This is a genomic window from Pseudomonas sp. S2_B10 (genome assembly GCF_054668425.1).
On the sequence record NZ_CP162768.1, the window covers coordinates 4,864,539 to 4,887,459 of the forward strand.

Consider the following 22,921-nt stretch of genomic DNA (forward strand, 5'->3'; position numbering starts at 1 on the left):
AAGCCGCTCCTGTGATCATATTTCGCCGCAGATGCGAGGTGATCGATGGACAGGTGTCTAATAATCGGCCGACTATCAAAAGCAAAGTGAAGCTCACGCGGGTGTTGGAAGTTAGTGCTTCAAGCGTCTGCAATCATGTGCAGGGCGGTTGGGCGCCGTTCGGAATTGGTTTATCTTGAATTTTATTGGAATTTATTTCGTTCGGAAAGTACAATTCGCCAATTTTTTAGCCTTCGTTTTACAGCGCGATGTGCTGCTAATTATTTGACAAGGAAATAATTTAATGGGTTCTAGTGCTGCGCAAAATTTGAGTTCAAAGGAGGCTTTGTCGGAGAGGGAGAATAATCTTTATGTTCGACCTTTAAGTTATCGTCCCGATATCGATGGGCTGCGAGCGCTCGCAATTCTTGCTGTAGTTATATATCACGCGTTCCCGACCGTGCTTGCGGGTGGGTTTGTAGGTGTAGATATATTTTTTGTGATTTCCGGGTATCTGATATCCAATATTATATTCAAGGGTGTATCGACAAATAGTTTCAGTGTCTATGATTTCTACGTGCGGCGTGTGAGGCGTATATTCCCAGCGCTCCTGATAGTTCTGCTTTCGTCGTTTATCGCAGCCTGGGTGATCATGATGGGGGCAGAGTTTAAAGTTCTCTGCAAGCATATGATCGCTGGTTTAAGTTTTGTTCAGAATTTAATGATGTATTCCGAGTCGGGTTATTTTGACGCAATCGTTGAGACTAAACCTCTCATGCATTTGTGGTCATTGGGCGTCGAAGAGCAATTCTATCTCTTTTTCCCAATTTCTATAATCGTTCTTTCCAAAGTCGCATCTAGGTTGGCGTATGCAATAGCGGTAACATTCGTTGGCCTATGTTCATTTGGATTCGGCTTGCTTTATATCTCCGACACACCAGCGGGCGTTTTTTTTCTACCTCAATACCGGGTTTGGGAGTTACTGTTTGGTAGCTTGTTAGCTTACAATACGGTGTTCGGATCGCCCCATTCGTGTAAAATTCGATCTCAGGTTCTTCGTAATGCGGCCTCGTTTGTGGGTATAACATTCGTCGTTACAGCAGTATCTATTATTGATAAAAATAAACAATTTCCTGGTTATTGGGCGCTGCTTCCCGTCATAGGCTCAGCACTATTAATATTTTCAGGGCCTGACGCTTGGATTAATAAAAAAGTATTGTCGTCACGCTTCTTGGTCTTTATTGGCTTGATCAGCTATCCGCTCTACTTGTGGCATTGGCCGATATTCTCTTTTACTTACATTTTTTTCTCAGGCACACCCGACTTCCCACTGCGCAGTGCTATGGTAGTTTTATCTGTAGTTCTCGCATGGTTGACCTATAGGTGTATCGAAATACCTATGCGCCAAAAAATATCCGGTCGCACAGCGTTCAGACTTCTGATCTGCGGGGCTCTGGTGTTTATAAGTATTGGTGCGGCGACCATTTCTAAAAATGGGTTTCCATCTCGTCAAGACGAAAGAGAGCAGTTCGCGGAGTACTTTGCAAATGTAAAACCTGATTGGCAATATTTTATGAAACAGGACATTCCTGGTAAGTTCAGGTACGATTGTGACTGGTACAATATGGATGCTTTTCTCAAAGGTTCAGCCACAAATATTCCAGTTTCCAATATTGCAGAAAAATGTTTCAAGTCAGACAAATCCAAGAAGCTTGTTTTTTGGGGGGATTCACACGCGCAACAATATATTTACGGAGTGACACACGAGTTACCTAAAGAGATTGGGGTTCTCAGTGTGGCTACTTCCGGTTGTTTGCCTAACCTTCCGGAAATCGACGCTTCAACTACTGAATATTGCAAAAAATCCAATAAGTTTGCGATTCAGACGATAAAGGATCAAAGGCCTAATGTGGTAATTATAGGTCAGGTACTCTGGCACGATGTCTCCGCCAGTCTCCCTCAACTCGCGACTGCATTGACCTCCTACGGCGTCAAGCATGTAATTGTTATGGGCCCAGTCCCGTTGTGGGACGGGAGGCTTAATCAGATCATATTACAGAGACATTGGGAGTCCACGCCGACTTACTTAAAAGATGGCGTCGTCCAGCATGTTCTTGATTCCGAAGCTGTGCTCAAAAGCAAGTATGGCGATGGGCAGGGTGGATTTCAGTATGTTTCGATGATTGACCTGTTGTGTACTGATAAAGGATGCAGAACTTATTTAGGTTCTGATCGAAAAACTGGAATGACTACATTTGATAATAGCCATCTATCTCCAGTTGCTTCTGTTTATGCTGCGCAGACGACGTTGGTTCCGTTGATAATGAAAGATATCGCAGAAGATAAATAGTTAGTACTTTTTTAGCCGGGCCCGCAGATATGCGGGCTTTTTTACTATTGCCTTGGCTTTCTAGAACCGGGGTATGATTCTGTTCTAGATCTATCGAACTATCTGTGGAAGTTTTCGCAGCCCGCAAATTTGGTGTAACGCAATTATTCGTCGCGACCTTCCATCATCGTCCGTTTCAGCATCACATAAACCGCGCCGGCGCCGCCGTGACGGGCCTGGCAGGAGCAAAAGCCGAGGACTTGGGCGTGCTGGCGCAGCCAGGTGTTGACATGGCTTTTGATCATTGGCCGCTTGCCATCGAGGCGCACGGCCTTGCCGTGAGTCACGCGCACGCAGCGGATTTCGAATTTGGTCGCCTCAGCGAGAAACGCCCAAAGGGTTTCGCGGGCCTTCTCGACACTCATGCCGTGCAGGTCGAGGCTGCCTTCGAACGGGATCTGCCCGACCTTGAGCTTGCGCATCTGGCTTTCCTGCACGCCGTCGCGGGACCACATCAGTTCGTCTTCCGGGCCGACGTCGATCACGAACTGGTCGGACAAGCCATCAATGATAGTGGTGTCGCTGCGCACGGTGGCGGACTGACGCAGCTTGGCGATCTGCGCGCGGTCAGCCTTGGGTTTGCCGGTGTCGGCGCGGTCGTGCTTGATCGGCTTGACGCCCTGGATCGCACTTTTGAACAGAGAAAAATCGTCGTCTTGCATGTCAGCCTCCGCGAAGGGCGGCCAGTTTACCCAAGTCGACAGAAAACGGCCCGGCAAAAAGCCAGGCCGTTGGGTCAGTCGTGTTTTTTCATCAGATGCGGGGCCATGTTCAGTTCCCGCGATTGCCGTGCGCGACGGCGGCAGCGGCGCCACAGGGCAACGCCGAAATACAGAAACAGCAAGCCGACGGCGAGCATGATTGCCGAGCCCAGCGGTGATGCGTTCAGGTCACCCAGCGCCGGCGGGCGGCCGAGCAGGCTGGCTGCCCCGGCCATCGCCAGCAGCACGCCGAACGTCGCCAGAATGGCCGAGATCGCCGCGCCAAATCGAAAACGCCAGTTGCTTTGGCCTTTGGGCCGCAAACGGCGTGCGTCAAATCCATCGGATAACTTCATTCCGACCTTCCTCAATGGTATCGGCCCTTCGACCGGGAGTTGACCGGGTTGTTCCTGAGGCTATGGCATTTGCGGCAAATCAGCGGATATAGCGGATGAGCGGCGCCAACGCACCGCTCGCAAGGGCAGGATCAGATCAGGTCCTGAGTCTTGGCCAGCGTGGCGAAGTTGTCGGCCATGATCGCCATTTCCGCTTCCTGCACGCGCTCGGCGCTGAGCACGCCGCCCTTGAACGGCAGATCGCGGGTCGCGCAGGCGTCTTCGACCAGGGTGCAGCGGAAACCGAGGTTTTTCGCCGCGCGCACGGTGGTGCTGACGCTGGAGTGACTCATGAAACCGCAAACGATCAGGTCCAGCGAGCCGAGGTTCTGCAGGCGCTCGAGCAGTTCGGTGCCATGGAACGCGCTCGGCAGCAGTTTGCCGATAATGGTTTCATCACCCTGTGGTTCCAGACCAGGGATGAACTCGCCACGTTCGCCCTGCGGGTCGAACAGGCCACCCACGGTGCCGAGATGACGCACGTGCACGATCGGCCGACCGGCGGCACGGGCTGCGGCAACCACTTGTTTGATGTTCGCGACGGCCGCGTCCATGCCGCTCAGGGCCAGCGGGCCACTGAGGTATTCCTTCTGGGCATCGATGATGACCACGGTGGCATGGCTCAGTGTGGCCGCTGCGTAACCGCGGCCGCTGAGTTGAAACATCGTTTTTGGAACGGACATTCTGGGGCTCCTCGGGGTGGGGCTTTTGCGACATTGTCCTCTGGCTGAGCGGTTCTGTGAATCGCTACCATCGTAGGCGCCGTCGTTCTTGGCCTGCAGCCTTGTCAAGTTACACGTTCCGTTCAATGCCTGATGCAAAAAAAAGAAATCTCCTACCGTTACCACGCGGTTTTTCCTGCGTCGTCGTCGCGCGTTTTGGCTGCTAGAATCGCCAGTCGTTTTTTCTGGAGTTCTACGCCGTGATCACTTCCCGACTTCGTACCCTGCGCGACCACATCCGTTGGGCCGTCAGCCGCTTCCATGGGGAGGATCTGTTTTTCGGTCATGGCACCGACAACGCCTGGGACGAGGCGCGCCAGTTGGTACTGGGCGCTTTGCACCTGCCTTGGGAAATCGCCGACAGCTATCTTGATTGCGCGCTGGAAGATGACGAACTGGTCAATCTGCAGCGCTTGCTCAAGCGCCGCATCGAGGATCGCGTTCCGACCGCCTATCTGCTCGGTGAAGCTTGGTTCTGCGGCATGTCGTTCATCGTCGACCCGCGCGTGCTGATCCCGCGTTCGCCGATTGGTGAACTGATAGAAAACCGCTTTGCGCCATGGATCGGCAACGAACCGGCGCGGATTCTCGACCTGTGCACTGGCTCCGGCTGCATCGGCATTGCTTGCGCTTACGAATTCCAGAATGCCGAGGTAGTGCTCGCGGACCTGTCGTTCGAGGCGCTGGAAGTGGCCAATCAGAACATCGAGCGCCATGGCGTCGATGAGCGCGTCTACACGGTGCAGGGTGATGGCTTCGATGGCTTGCCGGGTCAGCGTTTCGACCTGATCGTGTCGAACCCGCCCTACGTCGATGCGGAAGATTTCGCCGACATGCCGGACGAGTATCAGCACGAGCCTGAACTCGGTCTGGCCTGCGGTGATGATGGTCTGAATCTGGTCCGGCGCATGCTCGCCGAAGCGGCGGATCACCTGACCGAGAAAGGTTTGTTGATTGTCGAGGTGGGCAACAGCCAGGTGCACGTCGAGGCGTTGTACCCGGAAGTCGATTTCGCCTGGCTGGAGTTCCAGCGTGGTGGGCATGGCGTGTTCATGCTGACAGCCGAGCAGTGCCGCGCGCATCAGGCCCTGTTCGCGTCCCGCGTCTAAGGTTGTGACAGATCGTTCCCACGCAGAGCATGGGAACGATCAGTACGCGCTCAAGCCCTCAGCGGTGCGTAGCAATCCAGATCAACAACCCCGCCTGAAACACCGCAAATGCCACCAGACACGTAATGGTGAAACGCAGCCCGGCGTCTTCACGCTTGAACTTGCTGACTTTTTCTTCCTGCTTCTTCAGTTTCACTTCCTGCTCGGCCAGGTTCTGTTCGGCCTGCTGGAGCATCTGCGCGGCTTCAAGAATTTCGACGATCTGCAGCTTTTCGCTGTTCCAGTCACCCAGCAGATCACCGACCTGCACGGCCTTGATGCTGCCTTTCAAATGCTGGGCATCGGCGTAAGCCACATCGAAACCGTGCACGCGCAGGAAATGGTCGCGACGCAAGCGAGTGTCTTCGTTGAGCGCGTCCTTGTTGTTCAGGTCCATGCCGTCGACGGTGTAGCCGGGCCAGCGCTTTTTCGCCCAATTGATGCCTTGCGCAGCCATGAAGCGGCCGATACCGCGATTCAGCGGTTCAATCTGCAAGCCGCTATCGGGACCGAAGCTCACCCGTTTGCTCGCGTGGTCTACCCACACATCAAGATGATTCTGCTCTTTGCGCACGCGCTGGTTGGGCAGCTTGATCGCCATGCGCATCAGGCTGCGCTCTTTGCTGTTGCGCTCGGCGTAACCGAATTCGACAAAGCGCAACGGCCGGCCGCCGGTATTGCGGTCGGTCTGCAGCGGCGCTAGGCGGAGCATCTTGTGGTGCTCGGCCTGAACGTCCGCCCACGGCAGTTCGACCGCTGGCGATGCGTCTTTTTCAGCGCTGGTGTCGGGTGAAGTCTGGGTTTCAGTCATAACGGCGAGATCCTGTCCAAGCCCTGCTTGCCGCCAGACGTTGCGCTGGCGACAAAGGCTTATCGGCCGTTTTCTGTGAGGCTGGAGGGTAAAACGCAGTTAACTTGCACGAATTCCGTCAATAAATTCGATGACGGCGGCGCCCAGTTCGGCGGCCAGGGGCAAATTCGGGTCCTTGTAGGAGGCCAATTGCCGCTTCATGTCGTTGTGGACGATGCGCAGCACGTGATTCATACCGTCGATCACCGTCAGTTGCGCTTCCGGTTTCGCCGCCTTGAGCAGCTTCGCGTCCTCGGTGCCGACCTGAATGTCGTTGCTGCCCTGGACAATCAGCGCCGGCATTTTCAACTGGGCAAAGGCCTGCGCCGGGTCCTGACGGAACAGCGAAATCAGGTACGGCTGCACGCTCGGGCGAAAGATCACCTGCAACGGCTGCGGCACGTTGTCATCGGTATGGCCGGCCTTGAGGCTGTCGAGCAGTTCGTTGCTGCGCAGCATCAGTGGCGGCGGCAGGCTGCGCGCCAACTGTTCGCGGATTACCTGATCGACCGGGCGCGCGCTGCCGGACAGCGAGATCACCGCCGCTGCGTCCAGCTTCGGCGCGGCGAGGCTGGCAATCAGCGCGCCTTCGCTGTGGCCGAGCAGAATCAGTTTGCCGAAACGCGGATCGGCCTTGAGCTTCTGCCCCCATGCCACTGCGTCCGCCGCATAGCCTTCTACAGACAAATCACGTTCATCGGGAGCGGCCGCCAGGCTCGCGGCGACGCCGCGCTTGTCATAGCGCACGCTGGCGATGTTGTGTTTGGCCAGCACCCAGGCCAAGCGCTTGAGGCTGTCATTGCGTCCGCCGTCGGGGTTATTTCCGTCGCGATCTGTAGGACCCGAGCCAGAAATCATCAGAACAATCGGCACCGGGCTGTCGGACTTGGGCAGTAACAGCGAACCGAAAAGTTCGCCGCTGCCGGTGTCCAGAGTGACCGGGCGCTGTAGGACTGTCGCTTGGGCAAAGCCGGTAAAGAGGGTAAGACTCAAGATCAGAACTCGCAGCATCATCACGCCATCATTGGTCAAGGTGCCGGTTGGACTCGCCAGCACCACTAAGGTTCGAGGATGAACTACTCGGTTAGCCTGCGTATACTGGCGCGCATCAAGAATTCGGGTTTGATTTCACGGAGCGTCCTGCATGTCCGGCAATACCTACGGCAAGTTGTTCACTGTCACCACCGCTGGCGAAAGCCATGGTCCGGCGTTGGTCGCCATTGTCGACGGCTGCCCGCCGGGCCTGGAGATTTCCCTGGAAGATCTGCAGCGCGACCTCGATCGCCGCAAGCCCGGCACCAGCCGCCACACCACTCAGCGCCAGGAAGCCGATGAAGTCGAAATCCTCTCCGGCGTGTTCGAGGGTCGCACCACCGGTTGCTCGATCGGCCTGCTGATTCGCAACACCGACCAGAAGTCCAAGGACTACTCGGCGATCAAGGACCTGTTCCGCCCGGCTCACGCCGACTACACCTATCACCATAAATACGGCGAACGCGATTATCGCGGCGGTGGCCGCAGTTCGGCACGGGAAACCGCCATGCGCGTGGCGGCCGGTGCGATCGCCAAGAAGTATCTGGCCAGTCAGGGCATCGTCATTCGCGGTTACATGAGCCAGCTCGGCCCGATCGAAATTCCGTTCAAGACCTGGGATTGTGTCGAAGAAAACGCTTTCTTCAGTCCTGACCCGGACAAGGTGCCGGAGCTGGAAGCCTACATGGATCAGTTGCGCCGCGATCAGGACTCGGTCGGGGCGAAGATCACCGTGGTCGCCGAAGGCGTGATGCCGGGTCTTGGCGAACCGATTTTCGACCGCCTCGACGCCGAACTGGCCCACGCGCTGATGAGCATCAACGCGGTCAAAGGCGTGGAGATCGGCGCCGGGTTCACCTGTGTCGCCCAGCGTGGTACCGAACACCGCGATGAACTGACGCCGGAGGGTTTCCTCAGCAACAACGCCGGCGGCATCCTCGGTGGCATCTCGTCCGGCCAGCCAATCGTTGCGCATCTGGCATTGAAACCGACCTCGAGCATCACCACCCCGGGGCATTCGATCGACGTGAATGGCAACCCGGTCGATGTGATCACCAAGGGGCGTCACGATCCTTGTGTCGGCATCCGCGCGACGCCGATCGCCGAAGCGATGATGGCCATCGTGCTGATGGATCACCTGCTGCGCCACCGTGGGCAGAACGCCGATGTGCGCGTGAGCACGCCGGTGCTGGGCCAGCTCTGATGGCCGCGCTCAAAGCCGTCGCGGCATAACCGGCGTGGCGGCGCTTCCTTACTGGCGGCTGTCCAGTTTCTATCTGTTCTATTTCGCCTTGCTCGGATCGACAGCGCCATTTCTGGCGCTGTACTTCGATCACCTCGGCTTCAGCGCCGCACGCATCGGCGAGCTGGTGGCGATTCCGATGCTGATGCGCTGCGTGGCGCCGAACATCTGGGGCTGGCTCGGCGATTACACCGGCAGGCGTCTGGCCATCGTGCGCTTCGGTGCGGTGTGCACGTTGCTGACCTTTTCGCTGATTCTCGTCAGCCAGACCTACGCCTGGCTGGCGATGGTCATGGCCCTGCATGCGTTCTTCTGGCACGCGGTGCTGCCGCAGTTCGAAGTCATCACCCTCGCGCATTTGCAGGGGCAGACCTCGCGTTACAGCCAGATTCGCCTGTGGGGCTCGATCGGTTTCATCATCACTGTGGTAGTGCTGGGGCGGCTGTTCGAATGGCTGAGTCTGGACATCTACCCGGCGGCACTGATGCTGATCATGGCCGGTATCGTTCTCAGCAGCCTGTGGGTGCCGAATGCGCAGCCCGCGCAAGGCAATCGGCCGACGGGTGAGGGCTTCCTCAAGCAATTGCGTCATCCCGGCGTGCTGGCGTTTTATGCTTGCGTCGCGCTGATGCAGGTCAGCCACGGGCCGTATTACACCTTTCTGACTCTGCACCTTGAACGCCTCGGTTACAGCCGTGGCGTCATCGGCATGCTCTGGGCCGTGGGCGTGGTGGCGGAAGTGCTGATGTTCATGGCCATGAGCCGCATTCTGGCGCGCTTTTCCCTGCGCCGGGTGCTGCTGGCGAGCTTCCTGCTGGCGGCGTTGCGTTGGGTGCTGCTCGGTTCGTTTGCGGAGTTTCTCTGGGTGTTGTTGTTTGCCCAGGTGTTGCATGCAGCGACATTCGGCAGCTTTCATGCGGCTGCCATCGCTTTCGTGCAACGTAGTTTCGGCGCCCGCCAGCAAGGCCAGGGCCAGGCGCTGTATGCGGCACTGGCCGGCACCGGCGGGGCGCTCGGCGCGCTGTATTCCGGCTACAGCTGGAATGCCCTCGGCGCAACATTGACCTTTAGTATTGCCAGTCTCGCAGCGCTTGCCGCTGCCGTTATCATTGCCACATGTATGCAAGAGGACAGGCCATGAGCCTTAGTCGTGAACAGCTCGCCCAGCAGATCGTTGACGCCGGGCGTTTTCTATATGGCCGTGGCTGGTCGCCAGCCACCAGCAGCAACTATTCGACACGCCTGTCGCCGAGCGAAGCGCTGTTGACCGTATCGGGCAAGCACAAGGGCCAGTTGGGTGTGGATGACGTGCTCGCTACCGATCTGTCCGGCAATAGCCTGGAGCCGGGCAAGAAACCCTCCGCCGAAACCTTGCTGCACACCCAGCTCTACAGTTGGCGCGCGGAAATCGGCGCGGTGCTGCACACCCATTCGGTGAATGCCACGGTGCTGTCGCGCCTGACCCCGGAAGATTTCATCGAATTTGAAGACTACGAATTGCAGAAAGCCTTCAGCGGCATTTCCACCCACGAATCACGGGTGCGTGTGCCGATTTTCGACAACGATCAGGACATTGCGCGCCTCGCCGCCAAGGTGCAGCCTTGGCTCGACGCCCATCCCGATTGCGTCGGTTATCTGATCCGCGGCCATGGTCTCTATACCTGGGGCGCGCAGATGAGCGACGCGCTGCGGCAGATCGAGGCTTTTGAATTCCTGTTTGAATGCGAGTTGAAAACCCGCAGCGTCATGAACCGCCAAGGCTGAGTTCATCTGAAACAGCCCGTTTGCCTGATGCCATGCGGCGCCCGACCGGTCTTCAAGAGCCGGACGGCGCCGCCGCTACCGAGGAATTGCCCATGAGCAGCCTGTCCGTTTATCACGTTTCCAGCCCTGAGATTCCCAATAAGGTGCTGACCCATTTCGAAGATATCGCCTCGACGCTGGCCGAGCAGGGCGTGCGTTTCGACCGCTGGCAGGCCGCCGCGAAGATTCAGCCCGGCGCCAGTCAGGAAGAGGTCATCAGCGCCTACAAAGAGCAGATCGACAAACTGATGACCGAGCGCGGTTACATTACGGTCGATGTGATCAGCCTCAACAGTGATCATCCGCAAAAAGCCGAGCTGCGCGCCAAGTTCCTCGAAGAGCACCGCCATGGCGAAGACGAAGTGCGATTTTTCGTCGCCGGTCGTGGCTTGTTTACCCTGCATATCGACGATTACGTCTACGCCGTGCTCTGTGAAAAGAACGACCTGATCTCGGTTCCGGCCGGCACCAAGCACTGGTTCGACATGGGCGAACATCCGCATTTCGTGGCGATTCGTCTGTTCAACAACCCGGAAGGCTGGGTTGCCAATTTCACCGGCGAAGACATCGCCGGTCGTTTCCCGCGTCTGGAGGACTGAAACCGTGTCGATCAAAGCCATCCTCACCGACATCGAAGGCACCACCAGCGCGGTGAGTTTCGTCTTCGACGTGCTGTTTCCCTACGCCGCCGAACATTTGCCCGACTTTGTGCGCCAGACCGCATCGCGTGCTGATGTCGCCGAACAGCTCGACGCCGTGCGCCGCGACAGCAACGAGGCGCAGGCCGATGTCGAGCGGGTTGTTGAAATCCTCTTGAGCTGGATCGCTGAAGACCGCAAAGCCACGCCGCTCAAGGCGTTGCAGGGCATGGTCTGGGCGCAGGGCTATCAGGCCGGGCAGTTGAAAGGGCATGTTTATCCGGATGCCGTTGAAGCGCTGCAACGTTGGCATGCGGCCGGTTATCAACTGTTTGTTTACTCGTCCGGCTCGATCCAGGCACAGAAACTGATTTTCGGTTGCTCGGAAGCGGGGGATCTGACACCGCTGTTCAGCGGCTATTTCGACACCACATCAGGGCCGAAGCGTGAGGCGCAGTCCTACCGCAACATTCAACAGGCGGTGGGTGTTGAAGCCGATGAAATCCTGTTCCTCTCGGATATCGTCGAAGAGCTCGACGCTGCCCAGTCAGCCGGCATGAAAACCTGTGGCCTGGCGCGTGAAGGCGGTGAGTTGGCAGGACACGTGACGGTGGACAGCTTTACCGGGATCGAACCGGAAGCGTTCTGACCATTGCACACATCCCTGTAGGAGCTGTCGAGTGAAACGAGGCTGCAATCTTTCGATTTACGCATGAAATCAAGATCAAAAGATCGCAGCGTGCCGCAGCTCCTACAAAAATCATGCGCACATAAAAACAGGCCGTGAAGCGCATGCTCCACGGCCTGTTTTTGTTTAAAGCCAATTACAGCGAGTGATAGGTCGGCAGAGCAAAACGCTGCTGGCTCTGCAGCATCGCAATTTGCGGCAGCTCGCTGGCTTGTTCGGCCAGGTCGCGGCGGATCGCGCTGATCGCCCACGACAGTTGGTCACCGGCATGCAGTTGCTGATACGAGAGGGCGCGTTTGAAGACTTTGCCGTCGCTGCTACGCAGTGTGAGCAGGATGCCACCGTCAGGACGCGGGGCAGTGCTGACTTCGTAGTTGGAGAACAGCGATGTAAATTTTTCTTGAATCAGGCTCATGTCATCAGCTCCGTATGTACTTGAATGGCAAGCATGCGGAGGTAGTTGCAGCGTTTGTGCCAGTATTGATGCGAATAAATTCCCTTTAAAATCAACAAGTTGAAAGTAGTGCATTTTGCAGGCGTCGTGCAATCTGCATGAATTGCCATCGTGCATCCTGCATTTTGCGTGATTTTTCTCCGTACAACGGAACCAAACGTCCGTACCAGAATCCGCTCTTCCCCGGAGGCGCGACGGGATACAAATCATTGCAAAAACCGCGTGTACAGCCCCGCGAGCACTGACGTACTTTCCTTCTCGACCCACGGCGTAAACGCGTCGGTCGCAGTCATTACCCGATAACAAGAACAGCGGTCTGCACGTCAAGATCGAACGGGGAGCTTTCATGCGTCACGCACCAAGCGACACGATTACCTGGGGCATGATGCTCCGCAAACTGCCGATGATCGCCAAGGCCATCCCCCGGGTGGTCAAAGGCATGAAGGTGGCCAACGTCACGGATCCGACCCAAACGTGTGGCCTGGGCTGGACGTTCGAGCAGGCGACGCTGCGCAATCCCGATGGTGTGGCGTTATTGCAGGGCGACGTGGCGTTGACCTACACACAGGTCAACCAGTGGGCCAATCGCATTGCGCATTATCTGAGCGAGCAAGGTATCGGCAAAGGCGATGTGGTCGCGGTGTTCATCGAGAACCGTGCGGAATTACTGGTGACAATCCTGGCGCTGGCCAAGCTCGGCGCGGTCAGTGCGCTGCTCAACACCTCATTGATGCGCGACACGCTTGTTCACAGCATCAATCTGGTTGCGCCTGTGGCCATCGTGGTCGGGGAAGAACTGACCGCTGCCTATGCCGGCGTGCGTGATCAGGTAGCGATCGCAGCGCCCCGCACCTGGTTTGTCGCTGATCAGGACACATACAGCCACCCGGGCATCGCGCCCGAGGATTACGTCAATCTGATCAGCGCCAGTGCTGACGCCAGCAGCGATAACCCGCCGAGCAGCGCGCAAGTATTCTTCGACGATCCGTGTTTCTACATCTACACCTCCGGCACCACCGGTCTGCCCAAGGCCGGGGTTTTCAAGCACGGACGGTGGATGCGCAGTTCGGCGAGCTTCGGCATGATCGCCCTCGATATGCGCCCGGATGATGTCGTTTACTGCACCTTGCCGCTGTATCACGCCACAGGTCTGTGCGTGTGTTGGGGATCGGCGATCAACGGCGCCTCGGGTTTCGCCATCCGCCGCAAATTCAGCGCCAGCCAGTTCTGGAATGATGTGCGCCGCTATCGCGCGACCACCATCGGCTATGTTGGCGAATTGTGCCGCTACCTGGTCGAGCAACCGGTCAGCGTCGATGACAGCCGTCACGATGTGCGCAAGATGATCGGCAATGGCCTGCGTCCTGGTGCTTGGGCCGAGTTCAAATCACGTTTTGCGGTGGAGCATATCTGTGAGCTGTACGCGGCCAGCGACGGCAACATCGGTTTCACCAACATCCTCAATTTCGACAACACCGTCGGGTTTTCCCTGATGGCCTGGGAACTGGTCGCTTACGACCATGACAGTGGCGAGCCGTTGCGCGGCGAAGATGGTTTCATGCGCAAGGTCGGCAAGGGCGAGCAAGGCCTGCTGCTGGCGCGTATCGACGAAAAAGCGCCGCTGGACGGTTACACCGATCCGCAGAAAACCGCCCGCGTCGTATTGCACGATGTGTTCAACAAGGGCGATCGCTTTTTCAACACCGGCGACCTGCTGCGCAACATCGGTTTCGGCCACGCGCAATTTGTTGATCGCCTCGGCGATACGTATCGCTGGAAGGGTGAAAACGTGTCGACCACCGAAGTCGAAAACCTCTTGCTGCAACATCCATTGATTGCTGAAGCTGTGGCCTACGGTGTCGAAATCCCCAACACCAACGGGCGCGCCGGAATGGCCGCCATCACTCCTGCGGAATCCTTGGCCACGCTGGATTTCGCTGAATTGCTGAGTTTCGTCCGGCAACGTATGCCGGCTTATGCCGTGCCGTTGTTCCTGCGGGTGAAAGTGAAAATGGAAACCACCGGCACGTTCAAGTACCAGAAGACTCGCCTGAAAACAGAAGGCTTCGATCCCGGCCTCACGGGCGATGACCCGATCTTTGCCTGGCTGCCGGGCAGCGAAACTTATGTGCATGTCAGTGAGCAAATCCTCGCTGAAATTCAACAAGGCAAACATCGGTATTGAGCGTGGCTATCGGGACGCTCGGAAAAAACCGAGTGACAGGCACCGTCGCGCTCGGGAAACTGTCGGCTTCCGATAGACCGAAATGGAGTGCCACATGTCTGACCAAAGCCGCCAGATGACCCCTGAGGAAGCTGCCGAATTCACCGAGCAGGTTTTCAACAAGGCGCGCGACGGTGATGCCGAGATGCTTGATCGCCTTGTCTCCGCCGGACTGCCGGTGAACCTGAAAAACAGCAAGGGCGACACCCTGTTGATGCTCGCCAGCTACTACGGCCATGTTGATGCGGTGAAGGTTCTGCTTAAACACAAAGCCGATCCGGAAATGCGCAATGGCAACGGCCAGAGCCCGATTGCCGGCGCTGCGTTCAAAGGCGATCTGGCGGTGGTCAAGGCGCTGGTCGAGGCGGGCGCCGAAATTGAAGGTTCTTCCTTCGACGGCCGCACGGCGCTGATGATGGCGGCGATGTTCAACCGCGTTGAAATCGTCGATTACCTGATCGGCCAGGGTGCTGACCCGAGAGCCAAGGACGCCAATGGCGTGACCGCGCTGGATGCGGCGCGGACCATGGGTGCAGTCGATACCACTGCGCAGCTGGAAAAGTTGTTGGCCTGATAAACGATCAAAAGATCGCAGCCTGCGGCAGCTCCTACACTTGATGCGTTCGCCAAGTGAACGCAGGACCTGTAGGAGCTGCCGAAGGCTGCGATCTTTTGCTTTTCTGCGCTATTCTTCGCGCCCGAAATTCTACTGTCACTACAGGATCCGCCCTCATGAAAGCCGCACTCGTCGAACTCATCAGCAAAATCAGCTCCGGCTGCATGGGCGAGGACGAGATCCTGAAAGTGGCCGACGAAGCCGCTCAGGCCTACGCCGATGCCAATGCTTTTCTGGCCGCCAATCCGGACATCAACTACGACGACACATTCCCGATCCCGCTGGGTGAGTGGGTAGTGGTCGGCAGCCTGCCGGAAACTGTGCTGTTCCAGGCCGATACCTATGTCGATCTGTTCGCACAAATCGTTGCTTCGTTTGGCCCCGGCGTGGATTTCAACCTCAAGCCCAAACAACTGGCCAAGACCGAAGCACTGACCGCACTCAACCGCATCCAGGTGCAGATGAGCAGCCTGAACAAGGAAAACGGCGGTTACACGTTGATGAACTTCAGCCAGTTGCTCGACGATGAATTGCAAATGGTCCTGGTCTACGGCAACGACGTGCCCCGCGTGCTGGAGTTGTGCGCCGAGGTCGGCATCGCCGCTGCGCCGGCACTGGAAGCCTTGAAGGTCGCTGTTCACGTCTGAACGCAATAAAAGGGAACCCTGCGCGCGACCGTCTATCCTAAAAGTGCATGCCACTATTCTGGAGCGACACCATGGGTTCCACGTTCAACGGTCTGATTGGCCTGATCATCCTTGCCCTCGATATCTGGGCCATCATCAACGTGCTGAAAAGCGGCGCCTCCACCGGAATGAAAATCGTCTGGGTGTTGCTGATCATCCTCCTGCCGGTGCTGGGCCTGATCATCTGGGCTATTGCCGGGCCACGGGGTAACGTCCGGATCTGAGCTGATTTTCGATCACACGGTCATCCCTGTGGGAGCGAGCCTGCTCGCGAAGACGTTGTGTCAGTCGCCATCACCGGCAACTGATACTCCGCTTTCGCGAGCAGGCTCGCTCCCACAGTGGTTTGCGCTGGTAAAAAACAACTGGAGGTTCGACCTGTCATCTTCGGCAACGTAGAATGCGCGCCTTTCCCGGGCAATCGTCCCCACGATGGCGCCCGCGCATTTATCGGAGCACTTGACCATGACCGTCACCAAGACCAGCGAGTACCTGGAAACCCTCTACGAAGGCTACGGCCAGCGTTTTCGCATGGAAAAACTGCTGCACGAAGTGCGCACCGAACACCAGCATCTGGTGATCTTCCAGAACCCGCGCATGGGCCGGGTGATGGCGCTGGACGGCGTGATCCAGACCACCGAAGCCGACGAATTCATCTACCACGAAATGCTCACCCACGTGCCGATCCTTGCCCACGGCACCGCCAAGCGCGTGCTGATCATTGGCGGCGGTGACGGCGGCATGTTGCGCGAAGTGACCAAACACGCCGGCGTCGAGCACATCACCATGGTCGAAATCGACGGCACTGTGGTCGACATGTGCAAGGAATTCCTGCCGAACCATTCCGCCGGAGCCTACGACGATCCGCGCCTGAACCTGGTGATCGATGACGGCATGCGTTTCGTCGCCACCACCACTGAAAAATTCGACGTGATCATCTCCGACTCCACCGACCCGATCGGCCCGGGCGAAGTGCTGTTCTCGGAGAACTTCTACCAGGCGTGCCACCGCTGCCTGAACGAAGGCGGCATCCTCGTGACTCAGAACGGCACGCCGTTCATGCAAATCGACGAAGTCAAAACCACCGCCGGTCGCCTGCGCAGCCTGTTCCCGGACTGGCACTTCTACCAGGCCGCCGTGCCGACCTACATCGGCGGCTCGATGACCTTCGCCTGGGGCTCGACCAACCCGGCCTACCGCAAGCTCAGCCGTGAAACCCTGCAACAGCGCTTCATCGGCAGCGGCATCGTCACCCGTTACTACAATCCGGAAATCCACATCGGCGCGTTCGCCTTGCCGCAATACGTGCTGCAAGCGGTCAACAAGCCAAGCAACGACTGATCACTCTGAAGTCGCTCTGCAAGGGAGCTTTTGTGGCGAGGGGATCTATCCCCGTTGGGATGCGCAGCATCCGTGAACCGGCCTGCGCGGTGTCTCCGTTAAACCGCAATGGACGGCATTACGACTGCTGCGCAGCCGAACGGGGATAAATCCCCTCGCCACAGAGTCCGCCCTATCGATCGGATGGTTATTTTCACCGTTGGCGGCTGTAATCCTTTTGAACCAACTATCGCGGAAAAAAGTCGAGATAGAGGTAAGCCCATTTACGGGTTGATCGAGGAGGCACTGATGCAAAAGTGGAAAGTCACTTTCGTGGATGATCACGGCGAAATTGTTGATGAAGTCTTCGAACGTGAGGAATGCCCGTCCGATGATGAAGCCGCGCGGCTGATCAAGGAGCGGCTTCTTCCGGTCGCCGCCCAGCTGGATCTCAACGATCTGGAAGGGCGCACCGCCGATGCCGGGGTGAAAAACCTCAAGACCCAGAACGGCATCGAAATCCTCAGCATCACCCCTGTCTGAACACTTCCTGTCATCTCGTAAACCAGGCCTTGGCAGCGGCGCTCTCTTGGGGCTACTCTGCAAGCGAGATCAGCGAATGGATCGCTAAGGTCTGGTCTTGTCAGCTACATGCTTGTTTCCCGCGCGCAACCACGTTGCCGTAGTACTTAGGCCAAAAGGCCCGGGGCGGGAATACGGAAAGTCTATCCATCAATCGAGGGGGACGATTCATGAGCACAGCCTATCAAGAAGACATCAGCAGCAACGTTCTGCGCCGCATGAAAGAAGGCGGCTTCGATTTTTCCCGGTTCCATCCCATCGAGTTCTACGCGATTTTCCCGGACGAGGAGCGGGCGCGCAGGGCAGCAGGCAAATTTCGCGGTGAATCCATCAATGCCCAGGTCAGTGCGCGCGACGACGGCGCCTGGTCGCTGGAATTGAGCAAAGTGATGTACGCAACCTATGACGACATCGGCGATTTCGAGCAAGGCTTTTCTGCCGTGGTCGAACCGCTGGGCGGCATTATCGAGGGTTGGGGCGTGAAGCAGGAGGTGCGCAATCGTTACCGGTTGAATTGATATTGCGCATTGTTTGTCGGGCAACGGCTGACCTTCGGGTCGGCCGTTGTCGTTTCTGGCTTCTGCATATCGCAGTGGCAAAACCCTGAAACAAGAATCCCGGGCAAAAAAAAGCCACCGGAGAGGGTGGCTAAAAGGGAAGACGGGTATGCAATAAAGTCCTGTCGGGACGGGGCTGCCAAGGCAGTTCAGATCAGTTGAGCTGTCTCCTTCGCGGCGGCGTGCCGGGGAAGTTTTGCAGCGAATGCGCGGATTATCCGCAGTCGTGGCCGGGCAGTGAAATCAACTCTGACTATGCTGGTGATAGGCGATGCAGTGCGTCGCAATGAAGCGGGGGCAATCGGGCCGGGGCATTTGCCGCACAGGAATGGTGCGCAGCGTTCGGCGTGGATCTACAACCGATTGAAATCAAAGCGTTTATGCCGATGGCACGGGCCTTGCGAAGGCCTGTATGTCCGGAGTGACAAGGAGTACGGCATGATCCGCACCTATTTTGACGAGATGTACGATGCCGGCGGCCTGGTCCGCCCGCATTACCGGGAATTTGCCCGCTGGCTGGCCGAGACGCCCGACGAGCTGCTCGCGCAGCGTCGCCGCGAGGCCGATCTGTTGTTTCACCGTGCCGGGATCACCTTCACGCTCTATGGCGACGAGCAGGGCACCGAGCGCCTGATTCCGTTCGATACCATTCCCCGTAGCATCCCCGCCAGTGAATGGCGGATTGTCGAGCGCGGCTGCATCCAGCGGGTCAAGGCGTTGAACATGTTTCTCGCCGACCTCTACCACGAGCAGCGCATCATCAAGGCCGGGATTATTCCCGCCGAACAGGTGCTGGCCAACGAGCAATACCAATTGGCGATGCAAGGTCTGGATCTGCACCGCGATATCTATTCGCACATCTCCGGCGTCGATCTGGTGCGCGATGGCGATGGCACTTATTACGTTCTCGAAGACAACCTGCGCACACCCAGTGGCGTCAGCTACATGCTCGAAGACCGCAAGATGATGATGCGTCTGTTCCCTGAACTGTTCTCCGCCCAGCGCATTGCCCCGATCGATCACTATCCCAATCTGCTGCTTGATACCCTGAAAAGCTCAAGTCCGATCGACAACCCGAGCGTGGTGGTGTTGACGCCGGGACGCTTCAATAGCGCGTTCTTCGAACATGCGTTTCTGGCGCGGGAAATGGGCGTTGAACTGGTGGAAGGCGCAGATCTGTTCGTGCGTGACGACAAGGTGTTCATGCGCACCACCGATGGCCCGAAAGCGGTCGACGTGATCTATCGCCGCCTCGACGACGCATTCCTTGATCCGCTGGCGTTCAACCCGGACTCGATGCTCGGTGTGCCGGGGCTGCTGTCGTCCTATCGCTCCGGCAACGTGGTGCTGGCCAATGCCATCGGCACCGGGGTCGCGGACGATAAATCGGTTTACCCGTTTGTCACCGACATGATCCGTTTTTACCTCGACGAAGAGCCGATCCTGAAAAACGTGCCGACTTGGCAATGCCGCAACCCGTCCGAGCTGTCCCACGTACTGGCCAATCTTGCGGATTTGGTCGTCAAGGAAACCCAGGGCTCCGGCGGTTACGGGATGCTGGTCGGACCGGCCGCGACGACGGCGGAAATCGATGCCTTTCGCGAGCGCATCAAAGCCAAACCCCATGCCTACATTGCGCAACCGACACTATCGCTGTCGACCTGTCCGACCTTTGTCGAAAACGGCATCGCGCCGCGCCATATCGACTTGCGTCCGTTCGTGCTGTCCGGCCGCGAAACCCGTGTGGTGCCTGGCGGTTTGACCCGTGTCGCGTTGCGTGAAGGCTCCCTGGTGGTGAACTCCTCCCAGGGCGGCGGGACCAAGGACACCTGGGTAGTCGAGGATTGAAGGAAGCTTGCCATGTTAAGTAGAACTGCCTCGGATCTGTACTGGATGTCGCGTTACCTGGAGCGTGCGGAGAATCTCGCGCGCATGCTCGACATCAGTTATTCGCTGTCGCTGATGCCGCAGGACGGGCGCGGCGATGGTCTGCATGAACTCGCCATGCCGTTGCTGATCACCGGCACCCTGGACGATTACCTTGAACGCCACGGCGACCTGCACGCAGAGCGCCTGCTGCATTTCTTCGCACTGGACGCGGCCAACCCGGCGAGCATCTACAGCTGCCTCGGCGCTGCGCGGGCCAGTGCCCATGCCGTGCGCGGGCGAATCACTGCCGACATGTGGGAAAACATCAATGCGACCTGGCTGGAAATTCGTGGCATCGCCGAGCAGGGCCTGAGTCGTTATGGCATGAGCCGGTTTTGCGAATGGATCAAGGAACGTTCGCACCTGTTTCGTGGCGCCTCATACGGCACGATCATGCGCAACGACGCGTTTCGCTTTATTCGTCTGGGCACGTTTATCGAGCGCGCGGACAACACGCTGCGCCTGCTTGATGCCCGTTACGAAATGGCCGGCGATCAGGCCGAAGCAGTCAGCGACGGCACGGCGCACGCCTATTACCAATGGAGTGCGCTGCTGCGCGCCTTGTCCTCATTCGAGGCCTACACCGAAATCTACCGCGACGCGCCCGGCGCCCGGCATGTCGCCGAATTGCTGCTGTTGCGCGCCGATGTGCCGCGTTCGCTGCGTGCCTGTACAGAAGAGATTGACCAGATCCTCGCGCAACTGCCCGGCGCCAACGGCCGCCCGGCACAACGCCTGGCGGCGGAAATGGACGCGCGCCTGCGTTACACCGGCATCAACGAAATTCTCGAAGAAGGCCTGCACGCCTGGCTGACCGAATTCATCCCGCTGGTGCGCCAGTTGGGCAACGCCATTCACAGTTCCTATCTGGAGGCTGCATGAGACTTTCCATAAGCCACGAGACCACCTATCACTACGAAGATCAGGTGCGCGCGAGCATCCAGTACCTGCGCCTGACACCCCACGACAGCGAGCGTCAGCATGTCCTCAGTTGGCAACTCGACCTGCCGCGTCCGGTGCGTGCGCAGCTCGATCCGTTTGGCAACATCCTGCATGTGCTGACCATGGACGAGCCCCACGAAGCGATCATCATTGGCGCCCGGGGTCAGGTCGATATCGACGAATTGCGCGAGGCCGAACATGAGAGCCAGTCGGCGCTGCCGTTCCTGCGCTTCACGCGCCTGACCGAAGCCGACGAAGCCTTGCGCGAGTTTGCCGCGAAGAACTGCAAGCAACGGCGTGATCGCACCGCGCTGATCGACTTGATGCACGGTCTGAATCAGCACATGAGCTACACGCCGGGCTCCACCGAAGTCGACACCAGCGCCGCCGAAGCTTTCGCCGGTCGGGCCGGGGTCTGTCAGGATCATGCCCACGCCTTTCTAGCCTGCGCGCGCAGTCTCGGCGTGCCGTCGCGTTACGTGTCGGGTTATCTGTACAGCGAAGATTGCGAGCATCTCGCCAGTCATGCCTGGGCGGAAGCGTGGCTGGATGACGCTTGGTACAGCTTCGACGTGACCAACCAGCTGGCGCGCCCGGAGCGACACCTGAAGCTGGCGGTGGGCCTGGATTATCTCGATGCCTGCCCGGTCCGTGGCATGCGCCGGGGCGGTGGCTGCGAGCAGATGCATGCGAAGGTGTTCGTCTCGCCGACACCGGTTATTTCCGTGCAGCAACAATAGATTCGGGATACCGCTATCGCTGGCAAGCCAGCTCCCACAGGATGACCGCTGATTCGAACTCTGCGCATACCCTGTGGGAGCTGGCTTGCCAGCGAAGAGGCCAGTAATAACACCCTAAGGCTTACGGCTTAACTTTGCGCCCGGCCATGTGCTTGAGATAGCCCACCAGCATTTCAAGATCTGTATCCGGCAATACCTCAGCAGAAAACCCCGGCATCTTCGCCTGCGGCCACTGACGCAAACTCTGCGGATCGCGGATGTAGCGCTTCAAGAAATCCGCCCCGAAATACTCGGTCGGGCTATACGGAATATTCAGATCCGGACCGAACTGCGCGTCTCCGGCACCATTCAACCGGTGACAGGCCAGGCAGTTTTTTTGAAACAGGGCAAAACCCTGGTTCACCGGATCATCGGCCTTCAAGGCAGGATCGGGCAGCAGGGCAGGAAAGCGTTGGGCCACCGGCGCCATCAGCTTGATACTGGCGACTTCGAACGGCCACTGCTCGGGGCTTATATTGCCCGCCTGCGGATCGGTCCAGACCAGATAGAACGGCCCGGCGCTGTGCTTGCCGGCTGACAGCGGTGGCCACGGCTGCGCCGGATCCTCGATCGCCAGCCATGCCCGCGCGCCGTCCTTGTTCAGCAAGGGCGCAGCGGCCAGCTCTGCGGCAAAGCCGTCCAGCGCCACCGCTTGCAAGTGATCCTCCGGCTTGACCCCCTTCAGCAATGCGGCCAGAGGCACAGCCTGATAAGTCATGTCCTTCTTGTAGGAAACATCATTGTTGATCGTGAGAGTTTGCAGCTGAGGATGTTTGAGCAGCTCTTCGGTCTGCCAGGTGCGGCTGTTTGCGCCCAACTGCAGATCCAGTTGTGCGGCAGCCAAGGGCAAGCTCAGTAGCAAGGCACCGAGCGCAATGAGGGTTTTCAAATGATCGCCGTCCATGTCGTGGTAGTGCGCAAAGGTTGGCACAACCGCGCTGGCCCGGGTAGCGGGCCAGTCACATTTTCAATGGCGACATACAGCACGCGACGTTTGAATCAGCCGATGACCTTGGTCAGATTCGGCAAGATCAACAACAGCGTCGTGGCGAAAAGAATGAGTCCTGCTTGACGTACTTTCGGTTGTTTGAACATGGCTTGACCGCCTTTATTGTTATTTCCTGATGCGTGCCTGACTGCATTTCCCTGACGGCACGCGTTGCACTTCCTGTTGAAGCACGCCCGTCTCGGCAAAACCCGACGACGATGGCGTACATGTTCACCTTAGAGCCCGCGTCACCCAT

24 protein-coding genes are annotated in these 22,921 nt (G+C 58.0%); 17 read left to right on the forward strand and 7 right to left on the reverse strand.

Annotation, left to right across the window (positions count from 1 at the left end; all coding sequences use genetic code 11):
- The first annotated feature begins 283 nt into the window (after positions 1–283).
- A complete protein-coding gene (locus AB4O45_RS21780) occupies positions 284–2,329 on the forward strand; it encodes an acyltransferase family protein (RefSeq protein WP_460160525.1) in 2,046 nt (681 codons plus the stop codon).
- A 143-nt stretch (positions 2,330–2,472) separates the two neighbouring features.
- Here the strand turns inward: AB4O45_RS21780 and AB4O45_RS21785 are convergent, their stop codons facing one another.
- The 3 genes from AB4O45_RS21785 to AB4O45_RS21795 form a co-directional block, all read right to left on the reverse strand.
- Positions 2,473–3,030 carry a Smr/MutS family protein gene (locus tag AB4O45_RS21785; RefSeq protein ID WP_016773770.1) on the reverse strand — a complete coding sequence of 186 codons (558 nt, stop codon included), beginning with the start codon at positions 3,028–3,030 and terminating at the stop codon, positions 2,473–2,475.
- A 74-nt stretch (positions 3,031–3,104) separates the two neighbouring features.
- The gene (locus AB4O45_RS21790) at positions 3,105–3,425 is read right to left on the reverse strand and encodes a hypothetical protein (protein ID WP_041479344.1); all 321 of its coding nucleotides are present in this window, start codon (positions 3,423–3,425) and stop codon (positions 3,105–3,107) included.
- Positions 3,426–3,556: 131 nt separating this feature from the next.
- Entirely contained in the window at positions 3,557–4,147 is a 591-nt protein-coding gene (locus tag AB4O45_RS21795; protein ID WP_016773772.1) for a cysteine hydrolase family protein, read from the reverse strand.
- Between the two features lie 239 nt (positions 4,148–4,386).
- Between AB4O45_RS21795 and prmB the strand changes: the two genes are divergently transcribed.
- On the forward strand, positions 4,387–5,295 hold the full coding sequence (gene prmB / locus AB4O45_RS21800; RefSeq protein ID WP_016773773.1) for a 50S ribosomal protein L3 N(5)-glutamine methyltransferase: 909 nt from the start codon (positions 4,387–4,389) through the stop codon (positions 5,293–5,295).
- Between the two features lie 58 nt (positions 5,296–5,353).
- Here the strand turns inward: prmB and AB4O45_RS21805 are convergent, their stop codons facing one another.
- Both AB4O45_RS21805 and AB4O45_RS21810 read right to left on the reverse strand, forming a co-directional pair.
- Entirely contained in the window at positions 5,354–6,145 is a 792-nt protein-coding gene (locus tag AB4O45_RS21805) for a hypothetical protein (RefSeq protein WP_056784049.1), read from the reverse strand.
- A gap of 99 nt (positions 6,146–6,244) precedes the next feature.
- The gene (locus AB4O45_RS21810) at positions 6,245–7,198 is read right to left on the reverse strand and encodes an alpha/beta hydrolase (RefSeq protein ID WP_056786766.1); all 954 of its coding nucleotides are present in this window, start codon (positions 7,196–7,198) and stop codon (positions 6,245–6,247) included.
- Between the two features lie 130 nt (positions 7,199–7,328).
- On the opposite strand from AB4O45_RS21810, the gene aroC reads away from it, so the two are divergent.
- From aroC to mtnC, 5 genes are all read left to right on the forward strand, one after another.
- The gene (aroC, locus tag AB4O45_RS21815; protein ID WP_095180813.1) at positions 7,329–8,420 is read left to right on the forward strand and encodes a chorismate synthase; all 1,092 of its coding nucleotides are present in this window, start codon (positions 7,329–7,331) and stop codon (positions 8,418–8,420) included.
- A 34-nt stretch (positions 8,421–8,454) separates the two neighbouring features.
- Positions 8,455–9,600, forward strand: coding sequence for an MFS transporter (locus AB4O45_RS21820; protein ID WP_375123327.1), 1,146 nt, complete (start codon positions 8,455–8,457; stop codon positions 9,598–9,600).
- Complete coding sequence (locus tag AB4O45_RS21825) at positions 9,597–10,223, forward strand: methylthioribulose 1-phosphate dehydratase (protein WP_024012225.1); 627 nt, start codon at positions 9,597–9,599, stop codon at positions 10,221–10,223. Before AB4O45_RS21820 ends, AB4O45_RS21825 begins: the two co-directional genes overlap by 4 nt.
- 92 nt (positions 10,224–10,315) lie before the next feature.
- A complete protein-coding gene (locus AB4O45_RS21830; protein ID WP_038861971.1) occupies positions 10,316–10,861 on the forward strand; it encodes a 1,2-dihydroxy-3-keto-5-methylthiopentene dioxygenase in 546 nt (181 codons plus the stop codon).
- Positions 10,862–10,865: 4 nt separating this feature from the next.
- Entirely contained in the window at positions 10,866–11,549 is a 684-nt protein-coding gene (gene mtnC, locus AB4O45_RS21835) for an acireductone synthase (RefSeq protein ID WP_150638719.1), read from the forward strand.
- Positions 11,550–11,724: 175 nt separating this feature from the next.
- Here the strand turns inward: mtnC and AB4O45_RS21840 are convergent, their stop codons facing one another.
- Positions 11,725–12,003 (reverse strand): DUF3509 domain-containing protein, encoded by a 279-nt coding sequence (locus tag AB4O45_RS21840; RefSeq protein ID WP_016773780.1) that lies wholly within the window; start codon positions 12,001–12,003, stop codon positions 11,725–11,727.
- A 385-nt stretch (positions 12,004–12,388) separates the two neighbouring features.
- Between AB4O45_RS21840 and AB4O45_RS21845 the strand changes: the two genes are divergently transcribed.
- The 10 genes from AB4O45_RS21845 to AB4O45_RS21890 all read left to right on the forward strand — a co-directional run bounded on the left by AB4O45_RS21845 (position 12,389) and on the right by AB4O45_RS21890 (position 21,638).
- Positions 12,389–14,227 (forward strand): long-chain-acyl-CoA synthetase, encoded by a 1,839-nt coding sequence (locus tag AB4O45_RS21845; protein ID WP_252879710.1) that lies wholly within the window; start codon positions 12,389–12,391, stop codon positions 14,225–14,227.
- Between the two features lie 94 nt (positions 14,228–14,321).
- Complete coding sequence (locus tag AB4O45_RS21850) at positions 14,322–14,840, forward strand: ankyrin repeat domain-containing protein (protein ID WP_150741359.1); 519 nt, start codon at positions 14,322–14,324, stop codon at positions 14,838–14,840.
- 158 nt (positions 14,841–14,998) lie between these two features.
- Positions 14,999–15,529, forward strand: coding sequence for a hypothetical protein (locus AB4O45_RS21855; RefSeq protein WP_056784060.1), 531 nt, complete (start codon positions 14,999–15,001; stop codon positions 15,527–15,529).
- A gap of 71 nt (positions 15,530–15,600) precedes the next feature.
- Entirely contained in the window at positions 15,601–15,792 is a 192-nt protein-coding gene (locus tag AB4O45_RS21860; protein WP_016773784.1) for a PLDc N-terminal domain-containing protein, read from the forward strand.
- Positions 15,793–16,033: 241 nt separating this feature from the next.
- Positions 16,034–16,909 (forward strand): polyamine aminopropyltransferase, encoded by an 876-nt coding sequence (gene speE / locus AB4O45_RS21865; RefSeq protein WP_016773785.1) that lies wholly within the window; start codon positions 16,034–16,036, stop codon positions 16,907–16,909.
- Positions 16,910–17,197: 288 nt separating this feature from the next.
- Complete coding sequence (locus AB4O45_RS21870) at positions 17,198–17,431, forward strand: hypothetical protein (protein ID WP_236169486.1); 234 nt, start codon at positions 17,198–17,200, stop codon at positions 17,429–17,431.
- A gap of 209 nt (positions 17,432–17,640) precedes the next feature.
- A complete protein-coding gene (locus AB4O45_RS21875) occupies positions 17,641–17,988 on the forward strand; it encodes a ribonuclease E inhibitor RraB (protein ID WP_003223226.1) in 348 nt (115 codons plus the stop codon).
- A 477-nt stretch (positions 17,989–18,465) separates the two neighbouring features.
- Entirely contained in the window at positions 18,466–19,875 is a 1,410-nt protein-coding gene (locus AB4O45_RS21880) for a circularly permuted type 2 ATP-grasp protein (RefSeq protein WP_056784066.1), read from the forward strand.
- A gap of 12 nt (positions 19,876–19,887) precedes the next feature.
- The gene (locus AB4O45_RS21885; RefSeq protein WP_016773788.1) at positions 19,888–20,838 is read left to right on the forward strand and encodes an alpha-E domain-containing protein; all 951 of its coding nucleotides are present in this window, start codon (positions 19,888–19,890) and stop codon (positions 20,836–20,838) included.
- Entirely contained in the window at positions 20,835–21,638 is an 804-nt protein-coding gene (locus AB4O45_RS21890; protein ID WP_056784068.1) for a transglutaminase family protein, read from the forward strand. The genes AB4O45_RS21885 and AB4O45_RS21890 overlap by 4 nt, the downstream gene beginning before the upstream one ends.
- A gap of 121 nt (positions 21,639–21,759) precedes the next feature.
- Here the strand turns inward: AB4O45_RS21890 and AB4O45_RS21895 are convergent, their stop codons facing one another.
- Entirely contained in the window at positions 21,760–22,581 is an 822-nt protein-coding gene (locus tag AB4O45_RS21895) for a c-type cytochrome (protein WP_252887954.1), read from the reverse strand.
- Positions 22,582–22,921: the final 340 nt, after the last annotated feature.

Excerpts from the sequence above, each read along its gene's own strand:
- AB4O45_RS21830 (WP_038861971.1), top strand. The coding sequence starts at position 10,316 with ATGAGCAGCCTGTCCGTTTATCACGTTTCCAGCCCTGAGATTCCCAAT.
- AB4O45_RS21785 (WP_016773770.1), bottom strand. The coding sequence starts at position 3,030 with ATGCAAGACGACGATTTTTCTCTGTTCAAAAGTGCGATCCAGGGCGTC.
- AB4O45_RS21875 (WP_003223226.1), top strand. The coding sequence starts at position 17,641 with ATGAGCACAGCCTATCAAGAAGACATCAGCAGCAACGTTCTGCGCCGC.
- AB4O45_RS21780 (WP_460160525.1), top strand. The coding sequence starts at position 284 with ATGGGTTCTAGTGCTGCGCAAAATTTGAGTTCAAAGGAGGCTTTGTCG.
- AB4O45_RS21840 (WP_016773780.1), bottom strand. The coding sequence starts at position 12,003 with ATGAGCCTGATTCAAGAAAAATTTACATCGCTGTTCTCCAACTACGAA.
- aroC (WP_095180813.1), top strand. The coding sequence starts at position 7,329 with ATGTCCGGCAATACCTACGGCAAGTTGTTCACTGTCACCACCGCTGGC.
- AB4O45_RS21860 (WP_016773784.1), top strand. The coding sequence starts at position 15,601 with ATGGGTTCCACGTTCAACGGTCTGATTGGCCTGATCATCCTTGCCCTC.
- AB4O45_RS21890 (WP_056784068.1), top strand. The coding sequence starts at position 20,835 with ATGAGACTTTCCATAAGCCACGAGACCACCTATCACTACGAAGATCAG.
- speE (WP_016773785.1), top strand. The coding sequence starts at position 16,034 with ATGACCGTCACCAAGACCAGCGAGTACCTGGAAACCCTCTACGAAGGC.
- AB4O45_RS21895 (WP_252887954.1), bottom strand. The coding sequence starts at position 22,581 with ATGGACGGCGATCATTTGAAAACCCTCATTGCGCTCGGTGCCTTGCTA.
- AB4O45_RS21845 (WP_252879710.1), top strand. The coding sequence starts at position 12,389 with ATGCGTCACGCACCAAGCGACACGATTACCTGGGGCATGATGCTCCGC.
- AB4O45_RS21870 (WP_236169486.1), top strand. The coding sequence starts at position 17,198 with ATGCAAAAGTGGAAAGTCACTTTCGTGGATGATCACGGCGAAATTGTT.
- AB4O45_RS21880 (WP_056784066.1), top strand. The coding sequence starts at position 18,466 with ATGATCCGCACCTATTTTGACGAGATGTACGATGCCGGCGGCCTGGTC.
- AB4O45_RS21805 (WP_056784049.1), bottom strand. The coding sequence starts at position 6,145 with ATGACTGAAACCCAGACTTCACCCGACACCAGCGCTGAAAAAGACGCA.
- AB4O45_RS21850 (WP_150741359.1), top strand. The coding sequence starts at position 14,322 with ATGTCTGACCAAAGCCGCCAGATGACCCCTGAGGAAGCTGCCGAATTC.
- AB4O45_RS21795 (WP_016773772.1), bottom strand. The coding sequence starts at position 4,147 with ATGTCCGTTCCAAAAACGATGTTTCAACTCAGCGGCCGCGGTTACGCA.
- AB4O45_RS21825 (WP_024012225.1), top strand. The coding sequence starts at position 9,597 with ATGAGCCTTAGTCGTGAACAGCTCGCCCAGCAGATCGTTGACGCCGGG.
- AB4O45_RS21810 (WP_056786766.1), bottom strand. The coding sequence starts at position 7,198 with ATGATGCTGCGAGTTCTGATCTTGAGTCTTACCCTCTTTACCGGCTTT.
- AB4O45_RS21855 (WP_056784060.1), top strand. The coding sequence starts at position 14,999 with ATGAAAGCCGCACTCGTCGAACTCATCAGCAAAATCAGCTCCGGCTGC.
- AB4O45_RS21790 (WP_041479344.1), bottom strand. The coding sequence starts at position 3,425 with ATGAAGTTATCCGATGGATTTGACGCACGCCGTTTGCGGCCCAAAGGC.
- AB4O45_RS21885 (WP_016773788.1), top strand. The coding sequence starts at position 19,888 with ATGTTAAGTAGAACTGCCTCGGATCTGTACTGGATGTCGCGTTACCTG.